This window comes from Pseudomonas sp. N2-3-1-14, assembly GCF_041228395.1.
In the GTDB taxonomy this organism is placed as follows: Bacteria; Pseudomonadota; Gammaproteobacteria; order Pseudomonadales; family Pseudomonadaceae; genus Aquipseudomonas.
In genome coordinates, this window is the sequence record NZ_CP166199.1 from 2,400,604 (window position 1) to 2,419,338 (window position 18,735).

Below are 18,735 nucleotides of genomic sequence, written 5' to 3' on the forward strand. Positions count from 1 at the left end.
ACATGGACGTTCGCCAGTTCGCCTTCCTCGCGCGCCAGCCTTCTGCTGCCGTAAAAAGCCGCTCCCACTTCCTGGGGCTGCCTAAACGTGGGTTAGCGTTGATCCTGGCCAACGCGATGTTCTGGCAGCCGCTGCTGGCCCAGGCCGACGGCATCGTGGTCAGCGCGCCGGGCACCACGCTCGGGCAAGCGGGCAATGGCGTGCCCATCGTCAACATCGCCGCGCCAAACGGCAGCGGGCTGTCGCACAACCAATTCCATGACTACAACGTCGGCGCCAATGGCGTCATTCTCAACAACGCCACCGACCGCACCCAGTCCACCCAACTGGGCGGCATCATCGTCGGCAACCCGAACCTGCGCGGCACCGCCGCCAACATCATCCTCAACGAAGTCAACGGCGGCAGCCCCAGCCAACTGCGTGGCTATACCGAAGTGGCGGGGCAGTCGGCCCATGTCATCGTTGCCAACCCGTACGGCATCAGCTGCAACGGTTGCGGCTTTATCAACACCCCACAAGCCACGCTGACCACTGGTAAAGCGGTGATCGAAAACGGCCAGATCAGCCGCTACCAGGTCGACCAAGGCAACGTCGCCATCGAAGGTGCCGGCTTGAACGCCAGCAACGTCGACCAGTTCGAAATCATCACCCGCGCCACCACGATCAACGCGCAGATCCAGGCGAAAAAACTCACCATCGTCGCCGGTCGCAACGACGTCGATGCGCGCACTTTGAACGCCACGGCGCGTGCGGCGGATGGCAGCCAGACGCCGGATCTGGCGATTGACTCCTCGGCGCTGGGTGGCATGTACGTGGGCGCTGTCAAGCTGATCGGCACCGAGGCCGGTGTGGGCGTGCGGCTGTCGGGTGACATGGTTGCCGGCGGCGATATTCAGATTGATGCGGCGGGCAATGTGGTGATGGGCCAGACCACCGCAGGCACTGCTGTCGCTGTCAAAGCGGCCAGCCTGGAAGCCAAGGGGGCGGTCTACGCCGGTACTGATCTGTCGGTAAAAACTCAAGGCGCACTGACCAGCCAACAAACCCTGGCTGCCAAGGACAGCATCGCATTGGACGCCGGTGGCCGATTGACCAACAACGGGATCATCGAAGCAGGCGTCAACACCGATAACAGCCGCAATGCCCAGGGCGATTTGCGCTTGACTGCGCAGGCCATCGACAACACCGGCAAAACCGTGATCGCCAGCCGCGACCTCAGCGTCAACACCGGTGAACTCGCCAACCAGGGCGGCACCCTGAGTACCCAACGCAATGCGCAATTGACTGCGACAAACCTGGACAATCAGAACCAAGGCCGGATCCTTAGCGCTGGCAGCTTGGGCTTGAACGCCAGTCAGTTGCTCAACAGCCAGGGCGGCCTGGTGACCAGCACCGGGCCGCTGACGGCCACGGTCGGCCAGTTGACCAACCGCAACGCAGAGCTGTCGAGTCTTGGCCAGGCCAGCTTGCAAGTGGCAACGCTGGATAACGTCGCCGGTCTGGTGTCGGCCGGCCAAACCTTGAGTGTGAAGGCGAGCGGTGCCATCAATAGCCAGGGCGGGCGAATCGCTGCACGCCAAGCCGTGCAATTGCAGGCCGCTTCACTGGACAACAGCCAAAAGGGCGTGCTCACCAGCCAAGGCACGCTGGGTGTTGAACTGAGTGGCACCCTGGCTAACCAGCAGCAGGGACGGATCGAGTCCACCGGTGGTGCGCAGGTCAAGGTCGGTGCGTTGGATAACCAGCAGGGCGGTGTGCTCACCAGCAGCCAGACCCTGGATCTGACGGCAGGTGCGGTCAATAACAGTGGCGCAGGCCAGATCGCCAGCGCCCAGGGCTTGAACGCGAATCTCGGCAGCCTTGATCAACAGGAGGGCGGCCGCTTTTACAGCAACACCGACCTGAACCTCAACCTCAACCAGGGCCATCTGGATAACCGCAGCGGGCTGATCAATGCCACCGGGCAATTGACCCTCGACAACCTCAACAGCGTAGACAACCGCCAGGGCGAAATCTCCAGTGCGCGGGCCTTTACCGTTGCGGCGCGTACCGTCGATAACGCTGCCGGCAACTTGCTCAGCGACCAGGGGCTGACCCTGCAGATTGCGCAGACCTTGAATAACAGTGCGGGATTGATTGCAGCTACCGGCTTGCAGATCGATGTCGCCAGCCTGGTCAATGACCAGAACGGCAGCGTGAGCAGTCGCGGTACGCTGAACGCCCGTGTGGCGGGCATGCTGGATAACCGTGGCGGTAGTCTCAGCGGCGCCGGTGCAAGCCAACTCAGTGTGGGCAACCTGAACAATGGCGGTGGTCGTCTGTCCAGCCAAGCCAGTTTGAGCCTGGACCTCAATCGCGGTCATCTGGATAACCAGGGCGGCGTGATCAGCGCGCCCGGTCAGTTGTTGCTGAACCACTTCAACAGCGTCGATAACCGCAACGGAGAAATCTCCAGCGCCACCGGCTTCACGCTGCAAGCTGACACTTTGGATAACCGCAGTGGCAAGGTCTTGAGTGAGCAGTCGCTGACCCTGGCCGTTGCTCAGGCCTTGAGCAATGCGGCAGGTCGGGTGAGTGCGGCGTCGTTGCAGGTGCAAGCTGGCAGTCTCGACAACAGCAGCGGCCACTTAGTGGCTCGCGACAGCTTGAATCTGGGCGTTGGTGCAGCACTGCTCAACCACAGCGGGGAGATCCTGAGCCGTGATGTACGGCTCACGGCAGGTGCGTTGGATAATGCCCAAGGTCGGGTGCAGGGCGACAATCTGCTGAAGATCGACAGCGGCGCACTGAGCAATCGCAATGGCACGCTTGCCAGCGGCCAAACCCTGGAACTGACCGCCGCCAGCCTGGACAACAGCCTTGGTAAACTCACCAGCAACGCCGTACTGACCGCTGCGATCGCCGGCAACCTACTTAACCAGAGCGGGCTGTTTACCGCCGGCGCGAACCTCCAACTGAGCAGCGCCGACTTTAGCAATCAGGGCGGCCAGCTAAGCGCCGGCGGCACCCTGCAACTGCGTGCCGGGCTGGTGGATAACAGCGCGGGCGGGCGCATCAATGGCAAGGCCCTGAGCGCCAGCGTGACCGGCCTGGACCAGCACAATGATGGCCGTCTCTACAGTCAGGGCAACGTGAGCCTGGACCTTAACCGTGGCCATTTGAATAACCAGGGTGGCGTGATCAACGCGCCCGGCTCGCTACTCTTGAGCAACCTCAGCAGCGTCGACAACCAAGCTGGGGAAATCTCCAGCGCCAGCGGTTTCAGCCTGCAAGCGGACAGCCTGGATAACACCCGCGGCAAGGTCTTGAGCGAGCAGGCGCTGACCCTGCGTATCGCCCGTGCACTGCAGAACGCCAAAGGCCTGGTCTCGGCCGCAAGCCTGGACGCCCGCACCGCAAGCCTGAGCAACCAGGACGGCACACTGCGTGCCCGTGATGGCTTTAACCTGAGCGTCGACGGCCTGCTGGACAACCGCAGCGGCAAGTTGCTGGCCAGTGATCTTTCGTTGGCGGCAGGCGGTCTGGACAACAGCAACGGTCAGGCTCAAGGCGACCACACCCTGGCGATCAACAGCGGGGCGCTGACCAATCAGCACGGCACCCTGGCCGCGGGCAGCCACTTCACGCTCACTGCAGCGAGCCTGGACAACACCGAAGGTAAGCTCACCAGCGACGGCGCTTTGACCGCCGCAATTTCCGGGCACTTGCTTAACCAGGTCGGCCTGTTGGCGGCCACTGGCAACCTCAGCCTGAACCTGGGCAGCCTCGATAACCAACGCCAGGGACGCATCAGCAGCAAAGCCGACCTGACCCTGGCCGGCAACACCCTCGATAACCGCGCCGGCAACCTCGTGGCGGTCGGTGTGTTGAAACTCAACGCAACCACCCTGGATAACCGTCAGGGCAGCGTGTACGCGAACAATCAGCTCCACCTGTTGCTGGGCGATGCCCTGAACAACCAACAAGGGACCTTGCGCGGTGACGCCAAGCTGGACCTGCACGCCGGCCAGGTGGACAACAGCGATGGCGGACGTATCAGCGGTGGCCAGTCGCTGAGCGCCAGCGTGACCGGGCTGGATCAGCACAATGACGGCCGGCTGTTCGGCCAGGGCGATGTAAGCCTGGACCTCAATCGCGGCCACCTGAACAATCAGGGCGGTGCCATCACCGCACCGGGTCAGTTGCTGCTGAGCAACCTCAACAGCGTCGCCAACCAAGGGGGTGAAATCTCCAGCAGTCGTGCGTTTACCCTGGTTGCCGAGACACTGGACAACAGCAACGCCAAGGTCCTCAGTGAACAGGCGCTGACCCTGCGCATTGCCCGCGCGCTGGACAACACCAAGGGCCTGGTGTCGGCAAAGACGCTGGAACTGCATGCCGGCAGCCTGAGTAACCTGGGTGGCACGGTCAGTGCCACCGAAGGCGTAGCGCTGCAGGTCGACGGTGCGCTGGATAACCGCAACGGCAAGCTGCTCGCGCGCACCGCCTCGGTCAATGCAGGCTCCCTGGACAATCGCCAAGGCTTGCTCCAGGGCGATGCCACGCTGAACCTCAACAGCCTGGGCGCCGTGGATAACCGTCAGGGCACGCTGTTTGGTGCGCAAACGTTCGACATCGCCGCCGCGAGCCTGGATAACAGCGGCGGCAAGTTGACCAGTGATGCTCGGTTGACGGCGCGCATTGTCGGGCAGTTGCTCAACCAGACCGGTCAGTTAACAGCGGGTGCCAACCTGCAACTGGCTGCCGCCAGCCTCGACAACAGCGCCAAGGGCAACATCTACGCCAAGGACCATCTGCAGCTCTCGTTCAGCGGCGAGTTGAACAATGCGCAAGGCACGCTCAACAGCGACGGCACTCTCGCTCTCACCGCAGGGCAGGTAGACAACAGCGCCGGCGGGCGCATCACCAGCCAGCAGCAACTCACCGCATCCGTTACCGGCCTTGACCAACACGGCGACGGGCGCCTCTACAGCCAGGCGGGCGTAAGCCTGGACCTGAACCACGGCTACCTGAACAACCAAGGCGGCTTGATCCATGCTCCGGGCGCGTTACTGCTGAGTAACCTTGCCAGCGTGGATAACCAGGGCGGGGAAATGTCCAGCACCCAGGCGCTGACGTTCACCGCCGATAACCTGGATAACCGTCGCGGCAAGTTGCTCAGTGAACAAGGGCTGGTGGTGCGTATCAGCAAGGCTCTTGACAATACCAAGGGCCTGGTTTCCGCCACCGGGCTGGATCTGCGGGCGAACAGCCTGGTGAATGCCGAAGGTGCCCTCAAGGTTCGCGACGGCCTTACCGCCTACGTCGAATCGGCACTGGACAACCAGCAAGGCGAAATCCTCGGCGCCACCACTACCCTGACTGGCGCGTCACTGGATAACAGCCATGGCCTGATCCAGGGCGACAAGCTGCTCACCCTTAATCACTCGGGCTCGGTATCTAACCGCAATGGCCGCCTTGTCACGGGCCAGGCGTTGAACTTGACGGCTGCGAGCCTGGACAACACCCAGGGCACGCTTACCAGCGACGGCACCCTGAACGCCTTGATTAGCGGGCAGTTGCTCAACCAGGCCGGGTTATTTGCCGCCAGCAGCCAATTGCAATTAACCGCCGCCAGCCTGGATAACCAGGCCAAAGGCCGTCTAACCGGCAAGAGCGACCTGAGCCTGACCGTCGGCCAATTCGACAACCGCGGCGGCAGCGTTGTGGCGACGCAGCAGCTGCAGCTTAATGGCACGACGCTGGATAACCGCGGCGGCGGCCTGCTCAACTCGGGCAAGGCCATGACCCTCGAGGTGGACGCCCTGGACAACCGCGCCGGGGAAGTCTCCAGCGTCACCGACCTGACGCTCGCCGGCAGCCAGTTTGACAACAGCGCGGGCGGCCACTTGCTGGCCAACGGCGAGATGCAACTGACCTTGCAGCGCCTGGATAACCAACTCAAAGGTATCATTTCCGGGCAGCGATCGATCAACCTGAACGCCGCGCAACTGGATAACAGCGGCGAGGGCAGCCTGTACGCCAAGGGCAACCTGTCCATGGCATTGAGCGGTTACCTGAACAACCAGCAAGGTGCTCTGCGCAGCGACGGCGGCTTGAGCGTACACGCGGCCAGCCTCAACAATGACCGCGGGCGCATCAGCAGTGCCGCGCCATTGGTACTGGCAACCACAGATGCAATCAGCAACCAAAAGGGCGAGTTGCTCAGTGCCGTCGCCTTGACCTTGACCAGTGCCAGCCTCGACAACCAGGGTGGCAAGATCATCGGTGACGGTGCCGTGCAGGTCACCACCGGCGCCTTCAACAACCAGCAAAGCGGACGCCTCACCAGCGCCGACCGCCTCGACCTGGCAGCCGGGCAGGTGGACAACCGTGGAGAGGGCCGCATCGCCAGCGCCAGAGCCCTCACCGCTAGCCTCTCCGGTCTCGACCAACGGAACGGCGGCGAGCTTTACAGCCTCAGCGCCCTGACCCTGGACATGAACAAGGGCCATCTGAACAACGCCGGTGGCTTGATCAATGCGCCTGGCCCGCTGGTGCTCAAGAACCTGTCGAGTGTCGCCAACCAGGGCGGCGAGATCTCCAGCAAACAAGCCTTCAGCCTGGCGGCACAAAGCCTGGATAACACCGGGGGCAAACTGCTGAGTGACCAGGCCCTGAGCCTCAAGATCGAGCAGGCGCTGATCAACCTCAAAGGCCAGATTTCAGCGGCCGGGCTCACGGCGCAAGCGGCGAGCCTGGATAACAGCGATGGGGAGTTCAGCAGTACCAGGGACCTGACCCTGACGTTGGCCGGTGAGTTGCTGAACGTCGACGGCGAAGTTTCCAGCGCTGGCGCCAGCGTGGTCAACGCCATCACCTTGAACAACCGCAATGGTCAGGTCATGGGCGATGTGAGCCTCGACCTCACGACCCTGGGCGCGTTGACCAACCAGGGCGGCACCGTGGGCGCCGGCCAGCGCTTGCAGGTCGCTTCGGCGAGCCTGGACAACAGCCAGGCCGGTAGCCTGGTCAGCGACGGCAGCCTGACAGTGGACGTTGCCGGCTTGCTGGACAACCAGGCCAAAGGCAGTGTGTTGGCCAAAGGGATCGTGGATATTCAGGCGGCAAGCCTGGATAACCGTGGCGGGCGTGTTTCCGGGCAAAACCTGCTGACCGTTCGCGGCAACAGCCTGGATAACCGCACTGGCGTGATCCGCGCCAATCAGGACTTGAACCTGCACCTCGGCCAGTTGGACAACCGTGAGGGCGTGCTCAACAGCAAGCAGGCCCTGGGCGTTACCGGCCAGTCGCTGAGCAACCAAGGCGGCTTGATCAGCGCCGTGGGGCCGGTGCATTTGAGCCTGGATAACGTCAATAACGGCAAAGGCCGTATCGCCAGTCAGAGCGACCTGGACGCCACCCTCGGCGTGTTGAACCAGCAAGGTGGCGAGCTGGTTGCCCAAGGCAATCTGACCCTTCGCGGCACCACCCTCGATAACCGCGACGGCGGTTTGGTAGGGGCCACAAAAGCGCTGAAACTCAAGGTCGACAGCGTGGATAACCGCGCCGGTGAAATCTCCAGCCAGATAGACGCCGAGCTCAGCGGCCAGTCCCTGGACAACAGCGGCGGCAAGCTGCTGGCCGGGACCACCCTCCAATTGACCGTGGCCCAAGTGATCAACCAGGCCAAGGGGCTGGTGTTCGCCCAAGAGGCGCGGTTTACCGGTACGCGTCTGGACAACGCCCAAGGCACCTTTGCCAGCCAACGTGCGCTGACAATTCAGCTGGCAGCGGGGCTGGACAACACCCATGGCAGGCTCAGCAGCGAAGGCACCCTGACGCTGGGTGGTCAACGCATCGACAACACCGGCGGCAGTATTTCCAGCGCCGGCACATTGGGCATCACCAGCGCCAGTGATTTGCTCAACCAGGGCGGTATCGTCGAAACCGCCCAAGGCCTCATGCTGACTAGCACCCGCCTTGACAACAGTCAGCAGGGCCTGCTCAAAAGCCAGGGCGCCGCGACCCTCAACACCGGGCTGTTCGACAACACGCTGGGCGGCCGCCTGATCAGTGCCGACCGCCTTGACCTCACGGCCACCCAGCTCAACAACGGTGGCCGCATCGCCAGCGCCGGCACCCTGAGCGCCAGCCTTGCCAGCCTTACCCAACAGGGCGGCGAGCTGTTCAGTAACGCGCAACTGAACCTGGACATGAACCACGGCGAGGTGAACAACGCCGGTTTGATCAACGCGCCGATCCTGGTGCTGAAAAACCTCGGCAACCTCAACAACCAGAACGGCGAGATCTCCAGCCAGAACGCCTTCACCCTGGCCGCCCGCAACCTCGACAACAGCAACGGCAAGCTGATCAGCAACCAGGCGCTGACCCTGCGCGTCGAGCAGGCCCTGGCCAACGTCAAAGGCCTTGTCAGTAGCGCCAGCCTCATCAGCCGCAGTACAAGCCTGGACAACACCGACGGTCTGCTCAGCAGCCGTGGCGGCCTGGATATCAGCGCCAGCGACCTGATCGATAACCAGCGCGGCACATTGATTGGCGACGGCGCCTTGCTGCTGACCGCCGCGAACCTGGACAACCGTGGCGGCGAGATCGCCGGCAACGCCGAACTGGCCGTCAACGTCAACCGCCTCGACAACCGCAAAGGCCAATTGATCGGCACCCAGACCCTGCACGTCAGCGGCGCCAGCCTTGATAACCGGGGCGGTCTGGTAGGCGCCACAAAAGCGCTGAAACTCGACGTAGGCACCCTCGATAACCGCGCCGGCGAACTGACCAGCAACGCGGACCTCAGCATAACCGGCCAGCGCCTGGACAACAGCGACAGCGGGCAGGTGTTCGCGGCCAGCGGCCTGAACCTGGCGGTCGAGCAATTGCTCAACCGCCAGGGCGGCAAACTCAGTGGCCAGCGCCTGTTGCTGACGGGCACCGGCCTGGACAACACCGGTGGCAAAATCCTCAGCCAGCAACCGTTGCAGCTGACGCTGGGCGGTGACCTGGACAACAGCCAGGGCCTGCTGAGCAGTGAAGGCACCCTCGACGTCAAGGCACGCAGCCTCACTAACACCCAGGGCAGCCTCTCCAGTGCCCAGGGGCTGAATGTCGGCGTCGCTGGCCAGTTGAACAACCAGAACGGTGAACTGGTCACCGACGGCGCCTTGGTACTGAGCAGCGCCAGTTTAGGCAACCAGCAAGGCAGCATCAGCGGCAAGGGCGCGGTGGCGGTCAGCACCGGCGTTTTGAATAACCAGAGCGGCCGCCTCAACAGCGGCGACACCCTGAACCTGACGGCCAGCCAAGTGAACAACGGCGGCAGCATCGGCAGCGCCAAGGCCCTGACCGCCAGCGTCACCGGCCTTGACCAGCAGGGCGGCAAGCTCTTCAGTAATAGCAGCCTGAGCCTCGACCTGAACAACGGTCAGTTGAACAATCAGGGCGGGCTGATCAACACGGTTGGTCCATTGCTGCTCAATAACCTTACGACCGTCAGCAACCAGAACGGTGAAATCTCCAGCGCCCAAGCTTTCACCCTGGCTGCGCAAAGCCTGGACAACAGCAACGGCAAACTGCTGAGCAACCAGGCCCTGACCCTGCGCCTGAACCAGGCCCTAGCCAACGTCAAAGGCCTGATCGGCGCCGCCAGCCTCAACGCGCACGCAGGCGCCGTGGACAACCGGGGCGGCACCTTGACCAGTCGCAGCGACCTGCAACTGACCAGCGACGGCCTGCTCAACAACCAGGACCAAGGCCTGATCAGCGCCACTCAAATGCTGACCCTGCACAGCGCCAACCTGAACAACCAGAACGGCAGCCTGCTCGGTGCAGCGGGCGTCACCCTCAGTGCCATGGCCCTGGACAACAGCGCTGCCGGCCTGATCAACAGCCAGGGCAGCCTCAACCTGAGCGCCGCCAGCCTTAACACCGGCAGCGGCGGTGAGGTTTCCGCCAAAGGCGCGATGGACCTGAACCTCAGCGCACTGGCACTGGCCGGCGGCCGCGTGGTGGGCGAACAGCGCGTGATCCTTGACCTGAACAACAGCGACCTGGACAACCGCAACGGCCTGATCCTCGCCAAAGGCCCGCTGACCCTCAACCGTCTGCGCGCCTTCAACAACCAGAACGGCGAACTGTCCAGCCAGCAAGACCTGGCCCTGAACACCGGCACCCTGGACAACGGCGGCGGCAAGTTGATCAGCAGCCAGGTGCTGACGGTCAACGCGGCCAACCTGATCAACCAGAACGGCCTCATCTCAGGTTGGCAGGGCCTGAACGTCGGCGGTGGCAGCCTCGACAACCGCAACAACGGCACCTTGTCCAGCCGCAACGGCGCGGTGGATGTGCGCCTTTCCGGCGAGATGCTCAATGGCGGTGCCGGTGCACTGGTCAGCCAAGGTGCATTGAGCGTCAGTGCCGCCAGCCTCGACAACAGCGGCGGTATTCTCTCCAGCGGCGCGGGGCAAAGCCTCGTCGTCAGCGGTTTGCTGAACAACGCCAACGGTGGCCTGATCGACAGCGGCACCGACCTTGACGTGCAAGCCGCCACCCTGGGCAACCAGGCCGGCACCGTCAATGCGCAGCAAACGCTGGCCGTCACCGGCACAGATCTGCACAACCAGAGCGGCACACTGGCCAGCAATGGCCGCCTGACCCTGAGCCTGCTGGGCACCCTCGACAACACCAATGGCAAGCTGGCCAGCGCTGGCGCATTGCTGTTGCAACGCGCGGTTCAGGTCAACAACCAGGGCGGCCAGATCGCCAGCCAAGGCCTGCTGACCCTGCTCGCCGGCGGTATCGATAACCGCCAGCGCGGCACCATCGCCGGCAAGGACCGCCTGGCAATCACCAGCACCGGCCTGCTGCAAAACGACGCCGACGGCTTGATCTACAGCCAGGGTGCCGACCTGCAGGTGAAGGCCGTTGGCCTGAGCAACCGTGCGGGTGTGGTGCAGGGGCAGAGCGGTTTAAGCCTGGACGTCAGCGGCGACCTTGATAACGAAGGCGGCAAGCTGCTGGCGCAGACCGGTGACGTGAGCGTCAAGGCCAACACCCTGAATAACCAGGCGGGCACACTGGCCAGCCTCAAGGGCCTGCTGGATGCCAACGTCGGTGACAGGCTGCTCAACGGCTATAGCCTGGGCAACAAGGCTGGCGTGATTCAAGGCCAGCGTTTGAACCTGGTGGCCGGCAGTGTCGACAACCAGCACGGCCGCATCGCAGCGCAAAATGGCGACGCAGTGGTCAACGCCAACTATTTCGCCAATGCCTATGGCGGCTTGTACGCCAAAGACCTGCTACGCGTCAGTGGGGTAGGACTGGATAACAGCTCAGGCCAAGTGGCGGCGAATCTAATTGAGCTGGGGCTCAGCGGCCAACTCAGCAACCATGCGGGGATTATCGAAAGCGACACCCTGCTCAACGTGCGCGCCAACAACGTTGATAACCAGGGCGGCCAATTGCGCGCCATGGGCGGCAGCGGCAAGACCGATTTCCAGATCGCAGGCCTGTTCGACAATCGCAATGGCCGCCTCGAGAGCCGTACCAGCGACCTGACCCTGAATGCCGCAGGCTTCCAGAACCAGGGCGGCAGTTTGCTGCACAGCGGAACAGGGACCTTTGATATTGCCACCGCCAACCTTATCGATGCCGGTGGCAACGTGGTGACGCGAGGTGGCCTGACCCTGGCCGCCGACCACTGGACCAACAGCAGTGTGATCCAGGCCGGGCGCTTGACGGTGAACGTCAATACTTTGAATCAGACCGCCAGCGGGCAGTTGCTGGCGTCTGACAGTCTTGTCGGCAGTGGCGGTAACTGGAACAACGATGGCTTGATCGCCAGCGATGGCACGGCGCAATTAACGCTGGCCGGCAGCTATGGCGGTAATGGGCGTTACAGCAGCGTGGGTAACCTGGGCCTGAGTGCCGGGTCAGTGAACCTGAGCACGGCGGCGAGTGTTGCCGGCGGACAAGACAGCACGATCAACGTCGGCGGGCAGCTCACTAACGCCGGGCGCCTGACTTCCGCTAACACCATGGCCCTCACAGCCGCAGAGGTCAGCAATACGGGCACGCTGGCCACGGGTGCCAACCTGACCCTCAGCACCAACACCCTGGTTAACAGCAAGGGTTTGATCACCAGCGGCGGCGACATGCAGTTGCTGGCCAATAGCTTCACCAACGCCTATGCCGATGTCTATGGGCTGGGTGACGTACTGATTGGCAAAGACACGAACCAGACCAAAGCCGATCTGCTGGATAACCGTTCAGGCACTATCGAGAGCGCTAAGAACCTGACGATCAATGCCATGACCGTCAATAACGTCAGGGACGTGCTGGAGTATTCGGCACATGAAAAAAGCTCGGTGAAGATCACCGAACTTGATTGCAACCTGATCCCGGGCGCCGGTTGTGACTTCCGTAGCAAAGGCCGTCGAAACGGCCTGTGGCAGATCGATGAAATCGATAGCTTGAACGTTACCCGCAGCAGCGTGGCTTCGGGGCTTAGCAGTGGCGCTGACATGCAGATCAACGCCCAGACCCTCAACAACCTGAGCAGCACCATTGCCGCGACGGGCAACCTCACCGCCAACGCGACCACCATCAATAACCAGGGCGTGCAAGCCCAGGCGATCAAGACCACTCGGACCTACTGGAACTTTGTCTCGCAGATTTTCCAGGCCTTGCCGGCGGCTGCCAACTTCAACGCTAAAAATAGCCCCACGCCATCGGCGACCGTCGAGGCAGACCTCAGCTATTTCCTGAGCCTCATGGGCGGCGGCAAGCTCTCGCAAACCATCACCACCCTTAAAAGCGATGGCCAGTCCTACGATGCAATCATCCAGGCCGGTGGCAACGTTGCGCTTAATGCCGCCCAGAACATCAACAACAGTGTGGTTCGTCCTTACTATGCCTATGTAGCGGCGGGCCGCACCAAGACTGACACAGGCGCGGGTAGCGGCTACTCGACAGCGATCGCCATCAACTCGCAGTTGCCACCTGATTTGGCTCAACAGCAAGTCAACCCCATCGCGCTTCCGGGCTTCAGCCTGCCTACCGGCCAGAACGGTTTGTTCCGACTGAGCGGGCAGGGCGCCAGCAGCGGGCAGGCCGCTCAAGCCAATGCAGGGCCGCAAAGCTGGACCCTTGGCGCTGCGAGCGTCGGTTTGGCGCAACGCCAGCAAAACCTTCCCGAAACCCAAGGTCGGACGATCCAGTTGGAGGAGGTCACCCAACTCGCCGCCAACAACCGCCAGGTCTCGGTGACGGCCCGCGAGGCCAGTGGAATCAATGCCAGTGCCAGCGCCATCAACGTTGCCGGCGTGGGCAGCGCCGACGTAGGAACGCTGCAACCTGGCCGCACCAGCGGTGGCACGATCAGCCATGTCGATGGCATCGATGCCCAGAACGCCGTTGACGGCTCCCGGCCAGCGGTCGATGTGTCGCGTCCGAACGTCGACCTTTCTGGCCTGACACCCGCCGAGCGTGATGCCCGAATTGTGCTGACCACACCCGATGGCACACCGTCTGGCAGCGCTCGCCCCGACCTGAACGTACCGGGCCTGTCGACCGTGGATCGCGATACCCGCGTTGTGGCCATTGCGCCGGGGAGCTCACGCCCCGACCTCAGCCTGCCAGGCCTGACGCCGCTGGCCCACGATGCACAGGTTGCCGTCGGCACACCACCGCCGTCCGTGGTGGTTCCGGTAGCGCCGGTGCCGCATGAGACCCAACCGGTCATCAGCCCGGTTGAACAACCCGCTGCCGCGAGCACCGGCAGCCGACCTGCCGTGGTCGTCGTCCAGCCCGCCGAAGCACAACCGACACCGGTGGCCAGCCAGACCGTCAACCGGGTGCAGGGCCTGCCAGACAAAAGTGCGGTTTCACAGCCGCATAAATACTTGATCGAAACCAACCCGGCACTCACCGACATGAAGCAATTCATGAGCTCGGACTACCTGCTGTCCGGCCTGGGCTACAACCCGGACGAGAGCGCCAAGCGTCTGGGCGACGGTTTCTACGAACAACGCCTGATCCAGCAAGCCGTGGTCGCGCGCACCGGCCAACGCTTTCTCGACGGGCAAACCACCGACGAAAAACTGTTCAAGCACCTGATGGACAACGCCATCGCCAGCAAGCAAACGCTGAACCTGGCCGTGGGGGTAAACCTGACTTCCGAGCAAGTGGCAGCGTTGACCCACGACATCGTCTGGCTGGAAAAGAGCGTGGTCAACGGCGAAGAAGTGCTGGTGCCGGTGCTGTACCTGGCCAACGCCAACAACCGCCTGGCACCCACCGGCGCACTGATTGCGGGCAACGATGTCAGCCTGATCGCCGGGCAAGACCTGAACAACGTCGGCACCCTGCGCGCTAGCAACAACCTGTCGGCCAAGGCCGGCAATGACCTGATCAACAGCGGCCTGATCGAAGCAGGTAACCGCCTGGACCTGCTGGCAGGCAATAACATCGTCAACAAGGCCGGCGGCATCATCGCCGGCCGCGACGTGACCATGACCGCCGTGAATGGCGACGTGATCAACGAACGCACCATCACTGGCCACGACAGCAGCGACGGCCTGATCAGTGAACACAGCGACTTCCTCAACAGCGCGGCGCGTATCGAAGCGGCCAACGACCTGAGCATCAGGGCCGGACGCGACTTCTCCAACCAGGGCAGCGTGCTGCAAAGCGGACGCGACACCACGATCCAGGCCGGGCGTGACCTGAGTTTCGGGTCGGTGGAGCAGGTGAACAGCAACGCCAACACCAGCGCGCGCAACAACAGTAGCTCAGTGACGCAGAACGGTTCATCGGTGACGGCGGGTCGCGACCTGTCAGCGGTGGCGGGCCGGGATTTGACTGCGATTGCCAGCCGGATTGATGCCAAGCGGGATGTGGCAATGTCGGCTATCGAGAACCTGAGCCTGGTTTCGGCGGCGGATGAGCAGCATTCGGCGTTGAACCTGAAGAAGGTGAAGGCGCAGGAAGATCATGTGAGTCAGGTCTCGACCACGCTGAGTGCGGGTGGGGATGTTTCGCTGAGTGCTGGTAAGGACTTGGCACTGAGTGCCAGCCGTGTCCAGGGTGGCGCAAATGTCGCTCTGGAAGCACAGCGTGACCTGAACATCCTCTCGGCACTCGACGAAGACGCTTCGTTCTACTCGAAAAAGAGCAAAGGTTCGTTTGGTCGCAGCAAAAGCGAGCAACGCGAGAGTTATGACAGCACCAACGTGGCCTCCGTCGTTGAAGCCGGCAAAGACCTGACCATCAATGCCAGCAAAAAAGCCGATGGTGGCATGAACATAGAAGGCGGGCGTGACGTAACCGTGATCGGCAGCCAGTTGAAGGCCGGCGGCGACATGCTGCTGGGCGCCACGGGCGATATCGCCGTGCTGTCGGGTGTCGAGGAGCATGGCTCGTACAGCCAGAAGAGCAAGTCCGGATTCCTCGGGCTTTCAAAAAGCGGCAAGAGTCAGTTGATAACCACCGCCAGCCAAGTGGGTAGTGAGTTGGAAGCGGGCCATGACGTGGTGGTGGCTGCGGGTAATGACGTGCGGTTGCGGGCCAGTGAGATCAGTGCCGCGAACGACACGGAGTTGCGCGCAGGTCTGGTGAACAGCACCGGCGACATCAACTTGGTTTCGGCAAATGACACCGCTTACAGCCGTAGCGAGGAATACAAAAAGAAATTTGGTTATGTGGAGAGGCCGACTTCGGTAGCGATCTCTTCGGCGAAAAAGGCTGGACGTGAAGCGCAGAGCAGTACCAGCGTGGGCAGCCAGGTCAATGCTGAACGTGACGCCACCTTGCAGGCCGAACGCGACATCAACCTGATAGGCAGCGGCATCAGTGCCGGGCGCAACGTCAGCCTGAACGCCGGGCGCGACGTCAACGTGGTCGAGGCTCAGAGCACCAGCAGCGAACGAAGCTGGGAGAAGAAAAAACAGACTGGCTCCAGTATTTCCAGCAATGGCAATGGCTTCAGCGTTTTTGCAGGCACCGAAGGCACCACGAAAAATAACCGATTGGAGCATGAGGTCGCGTCAGGCAGCCATATCAGTGCCGGCCAGGACGTTGCGATCAACGCCAAACGCGATATCAATCAGCGAGGCTCCGACCTTGATGCAACCAATGATATTGACCTGACGGCCGGGAGAAATATCAACATCGATGCCGCCCGTGAAAGCACCCTCACCGAGCAACTGCGACAAAAAGAGAGCAATGGCCTGGGGGCTTCGATCAACCATAACTACGCCAATACCAAGGAAGCGGTGAGCGGTGCGGGCAAGGGCGAGGACAATGTCAGCAAAGGTTCGAGCACGCTCAAGGCCGTGGATTCGGTCGGCCAGTTTGTTAATGGCCCGACGGGTGATGCCAAGTTTGGTAATAGCAAACAGAGCAATAGCCAACAAGTGGTCGAGCAGACCAACAGGTCCTCGACGCTCAATGCTGGCAAAGACCTGAATCTCAACGCCGGCAACGACGTCGTGGTGAAGGGTAGCCAATTGGACGCCGGTCGCGACATCAATATTAAAGGGCGCGACGTGACCCTTGATATCGCCAAAGGCAGCGTCAGTGAGGAAACCACCAACACCCAGAGTTGGGGCGGTATTCATGGCGGCACCAGTGGCGGGATCAAGGTCGGTGTCGGTGGCAGTTATGGCACCGCTACGGGCGACAGTGCCCAGGGCACCTCTACGCCTACGCAACTTGATGCTGGTCGCGATATCAACCTCAAGGCAAGTAATGACCTCAACCTGATTGGTACACAGGCCAAGGCGCAACGAGATATTGAGCTGAATGCCGGCAAGGATTTGAATATCCGTTCGGCGCATAACGACAGCACCAGCGAGAACAATCGCCACAGTGGCGGCGGGGAGGCGGGTCTTACCTTTGGCTCCGATGGCATCGGCGTTTATGTCAGTGTGAGTTTGGGCAAAGGCAACCTGGAACGAGAAGGCCAACGTCAACAAGAGGCATACCTCTACGCAGGCGACCGCCTGGGGTTCAACAGCGGTAAGGACACCAACATCGGCGGTGCCAACCTACGGGGTGATGAAGTAGTAGGCCGTGTCGGCGGCAACCTCAACGTTTCCTCGGTGGCCGATACCGGCAAGGTCAACGGCAAAGAGTTTGACATCAGTGTTACGGCCACGATCGGCCCGGGAGCGGGTGTCAGCGGCTCGGTCGGCTATGGCCAAACCACCGGCAAGACCGACTGGGTTGAAGAACAAACCAGCATCACCGGCAAAAACAAAGTCGATATCCGTACCGAGAACCATACCCAGGTCGACGGTGCTGTCATCGCTGCCGACAACGGCAACCTTAAACTGGACACCGGTACGCTGGGCTTCAGCGATATCGCCGGGCAGGATAAAGAGCACGGTTACTACCTTAACGTGGGCGGGACTTACAAAGCCGGTAGCAATGACAGTAAAGGCAGCACCGTACAAGACAGTAGCCAGACAGGTAAGGGCAAGGAAGGCAAAACGGGTTGGAGCGTTGAAGGCTGGAATTACGAAAAAGAACGAGAGCAGATTGTCCGTGCCACGGTGGGCGCAGGTGAAATTGTCGTACGCAAGGATGCCGAAACGGGCACTGACTCCACGAACGGTTTGAACCGGGACGTGAGCAAGGCTTATGAGATCACTAAGGATGAGGAAAAGCGCACAGATCTGTATGCAAGCAGTTCCTCGATTGAGGCTGTACTCAAGCCGGGAGAAACGCTGAAGCAATGGTCTGACGGTTTACTGAACTACGACAAAACAGCCCTGGACAACTTTAACAAGGCGGCAGGGGCACTGAATGCGGTGGTCAATCGCGTGGATACCATGTTGGGCCGCCCCATGGATGCTCGCGCAGAAGCCATGGCCGGTAAAGACCTGGCGGAAAGCACGCTCGAAGCGCTGATACTTTCAGGAATGAAACCCAAAGCTGCTATGGCGAAGATGGGAGACCCTGAGTTTATTGATAGCGTTCTCAGGAGCGTGGCGTCGTTAAACGGTATCGAACCTCGCGTTCTTGAGGATGCCAAGCAACTGATTGAATCGAGTACACAGGCGTCTGACCCCAAGGCGTTAGTATTGCCAACGCAGGAAGTCAACCCATCAGGGATTAGTGAGCTTCACGATGTCATCGTTAAACTGGGTGCGATACAGGCTTATAAAAACGCTAACCCAGAAAGTGCGGAAGCTCTCGCCTATGTAATGGCTGCGGCTCAAGGCCCGAAAGGGGTTGCCCAATTTATTGTCATGAAAGCTGTTGAGGGGACAGCGGCGGGGCAAGTAATATCAGAAAATATGGACAAGGCAAGCGCCTTCGTAGGGAAACAGGTCGCCGAAGTTATAGAAGGCTATGAATTAAATCCCACGTTTCAAGATGAAAAATATCTGATCGGCGGTGGCGAGCTGCTTGCCAGTGTTTTGTTTGGGGTGATGCCTGCACGCAAAGGCAAGGGCGGGAAGGAATCAGATTCAAAGGGGCCTCGACCCCTTGCGGAACCTGTCTATAAGACGAATAAGGAGGCTAAGCAGGCTGCGGAAGCTTTAGGGTACAAAAAAATTAATGAAACAGTGCACGGTGGGCAGGCTGTTTTTAAGCGAGGTAATCGATATATTACTAGAGATCTAGACGGCCATAACGGCGGTGCTTGGAAAGCAGCTAAGTCGGTTAAGGATCTTGGCTCTAGAGAAACAAGATCCGGAACGTTTGATGTGAATATGGAGCGCATAGGTGATTGAT

The 18,735-nt window shown here is 61.3% G+C and carries 1 protein-coding gene; it reads left to right on the forward strand.

Annotation, left to right across the window (positions count from 1 at the left end):
* The first annotated feature begins 2 nt into the window (after nucleotides 1-2).
* Nucleotides 3-18,734 carry a hemagglutinin repeat-containing protein gene (locus tag AB5I78_RS11280; RefSeq protein ID WP_369302674.1) on the forward strand — a complete coding sequence of 6,244 codons (18,732 nt, stop codon included), beginning with the start codon at nucleotides 3-5 and terminating at the stop codon, nucleotides 18,732-18,734.
* Nucleotide 18,735 lies beyond the last annotated feature (1 nt).

Excerpts from the sequence above, each read along its gene's own strand:
- AB5I78_RS11280 (WP_369302674.1), top strand. The coding sequence starts at position 3 with ATGGACGTTCGCCAGTTCGCCTTCCTCGCGCGCCAGCCTTCTGCTGCC.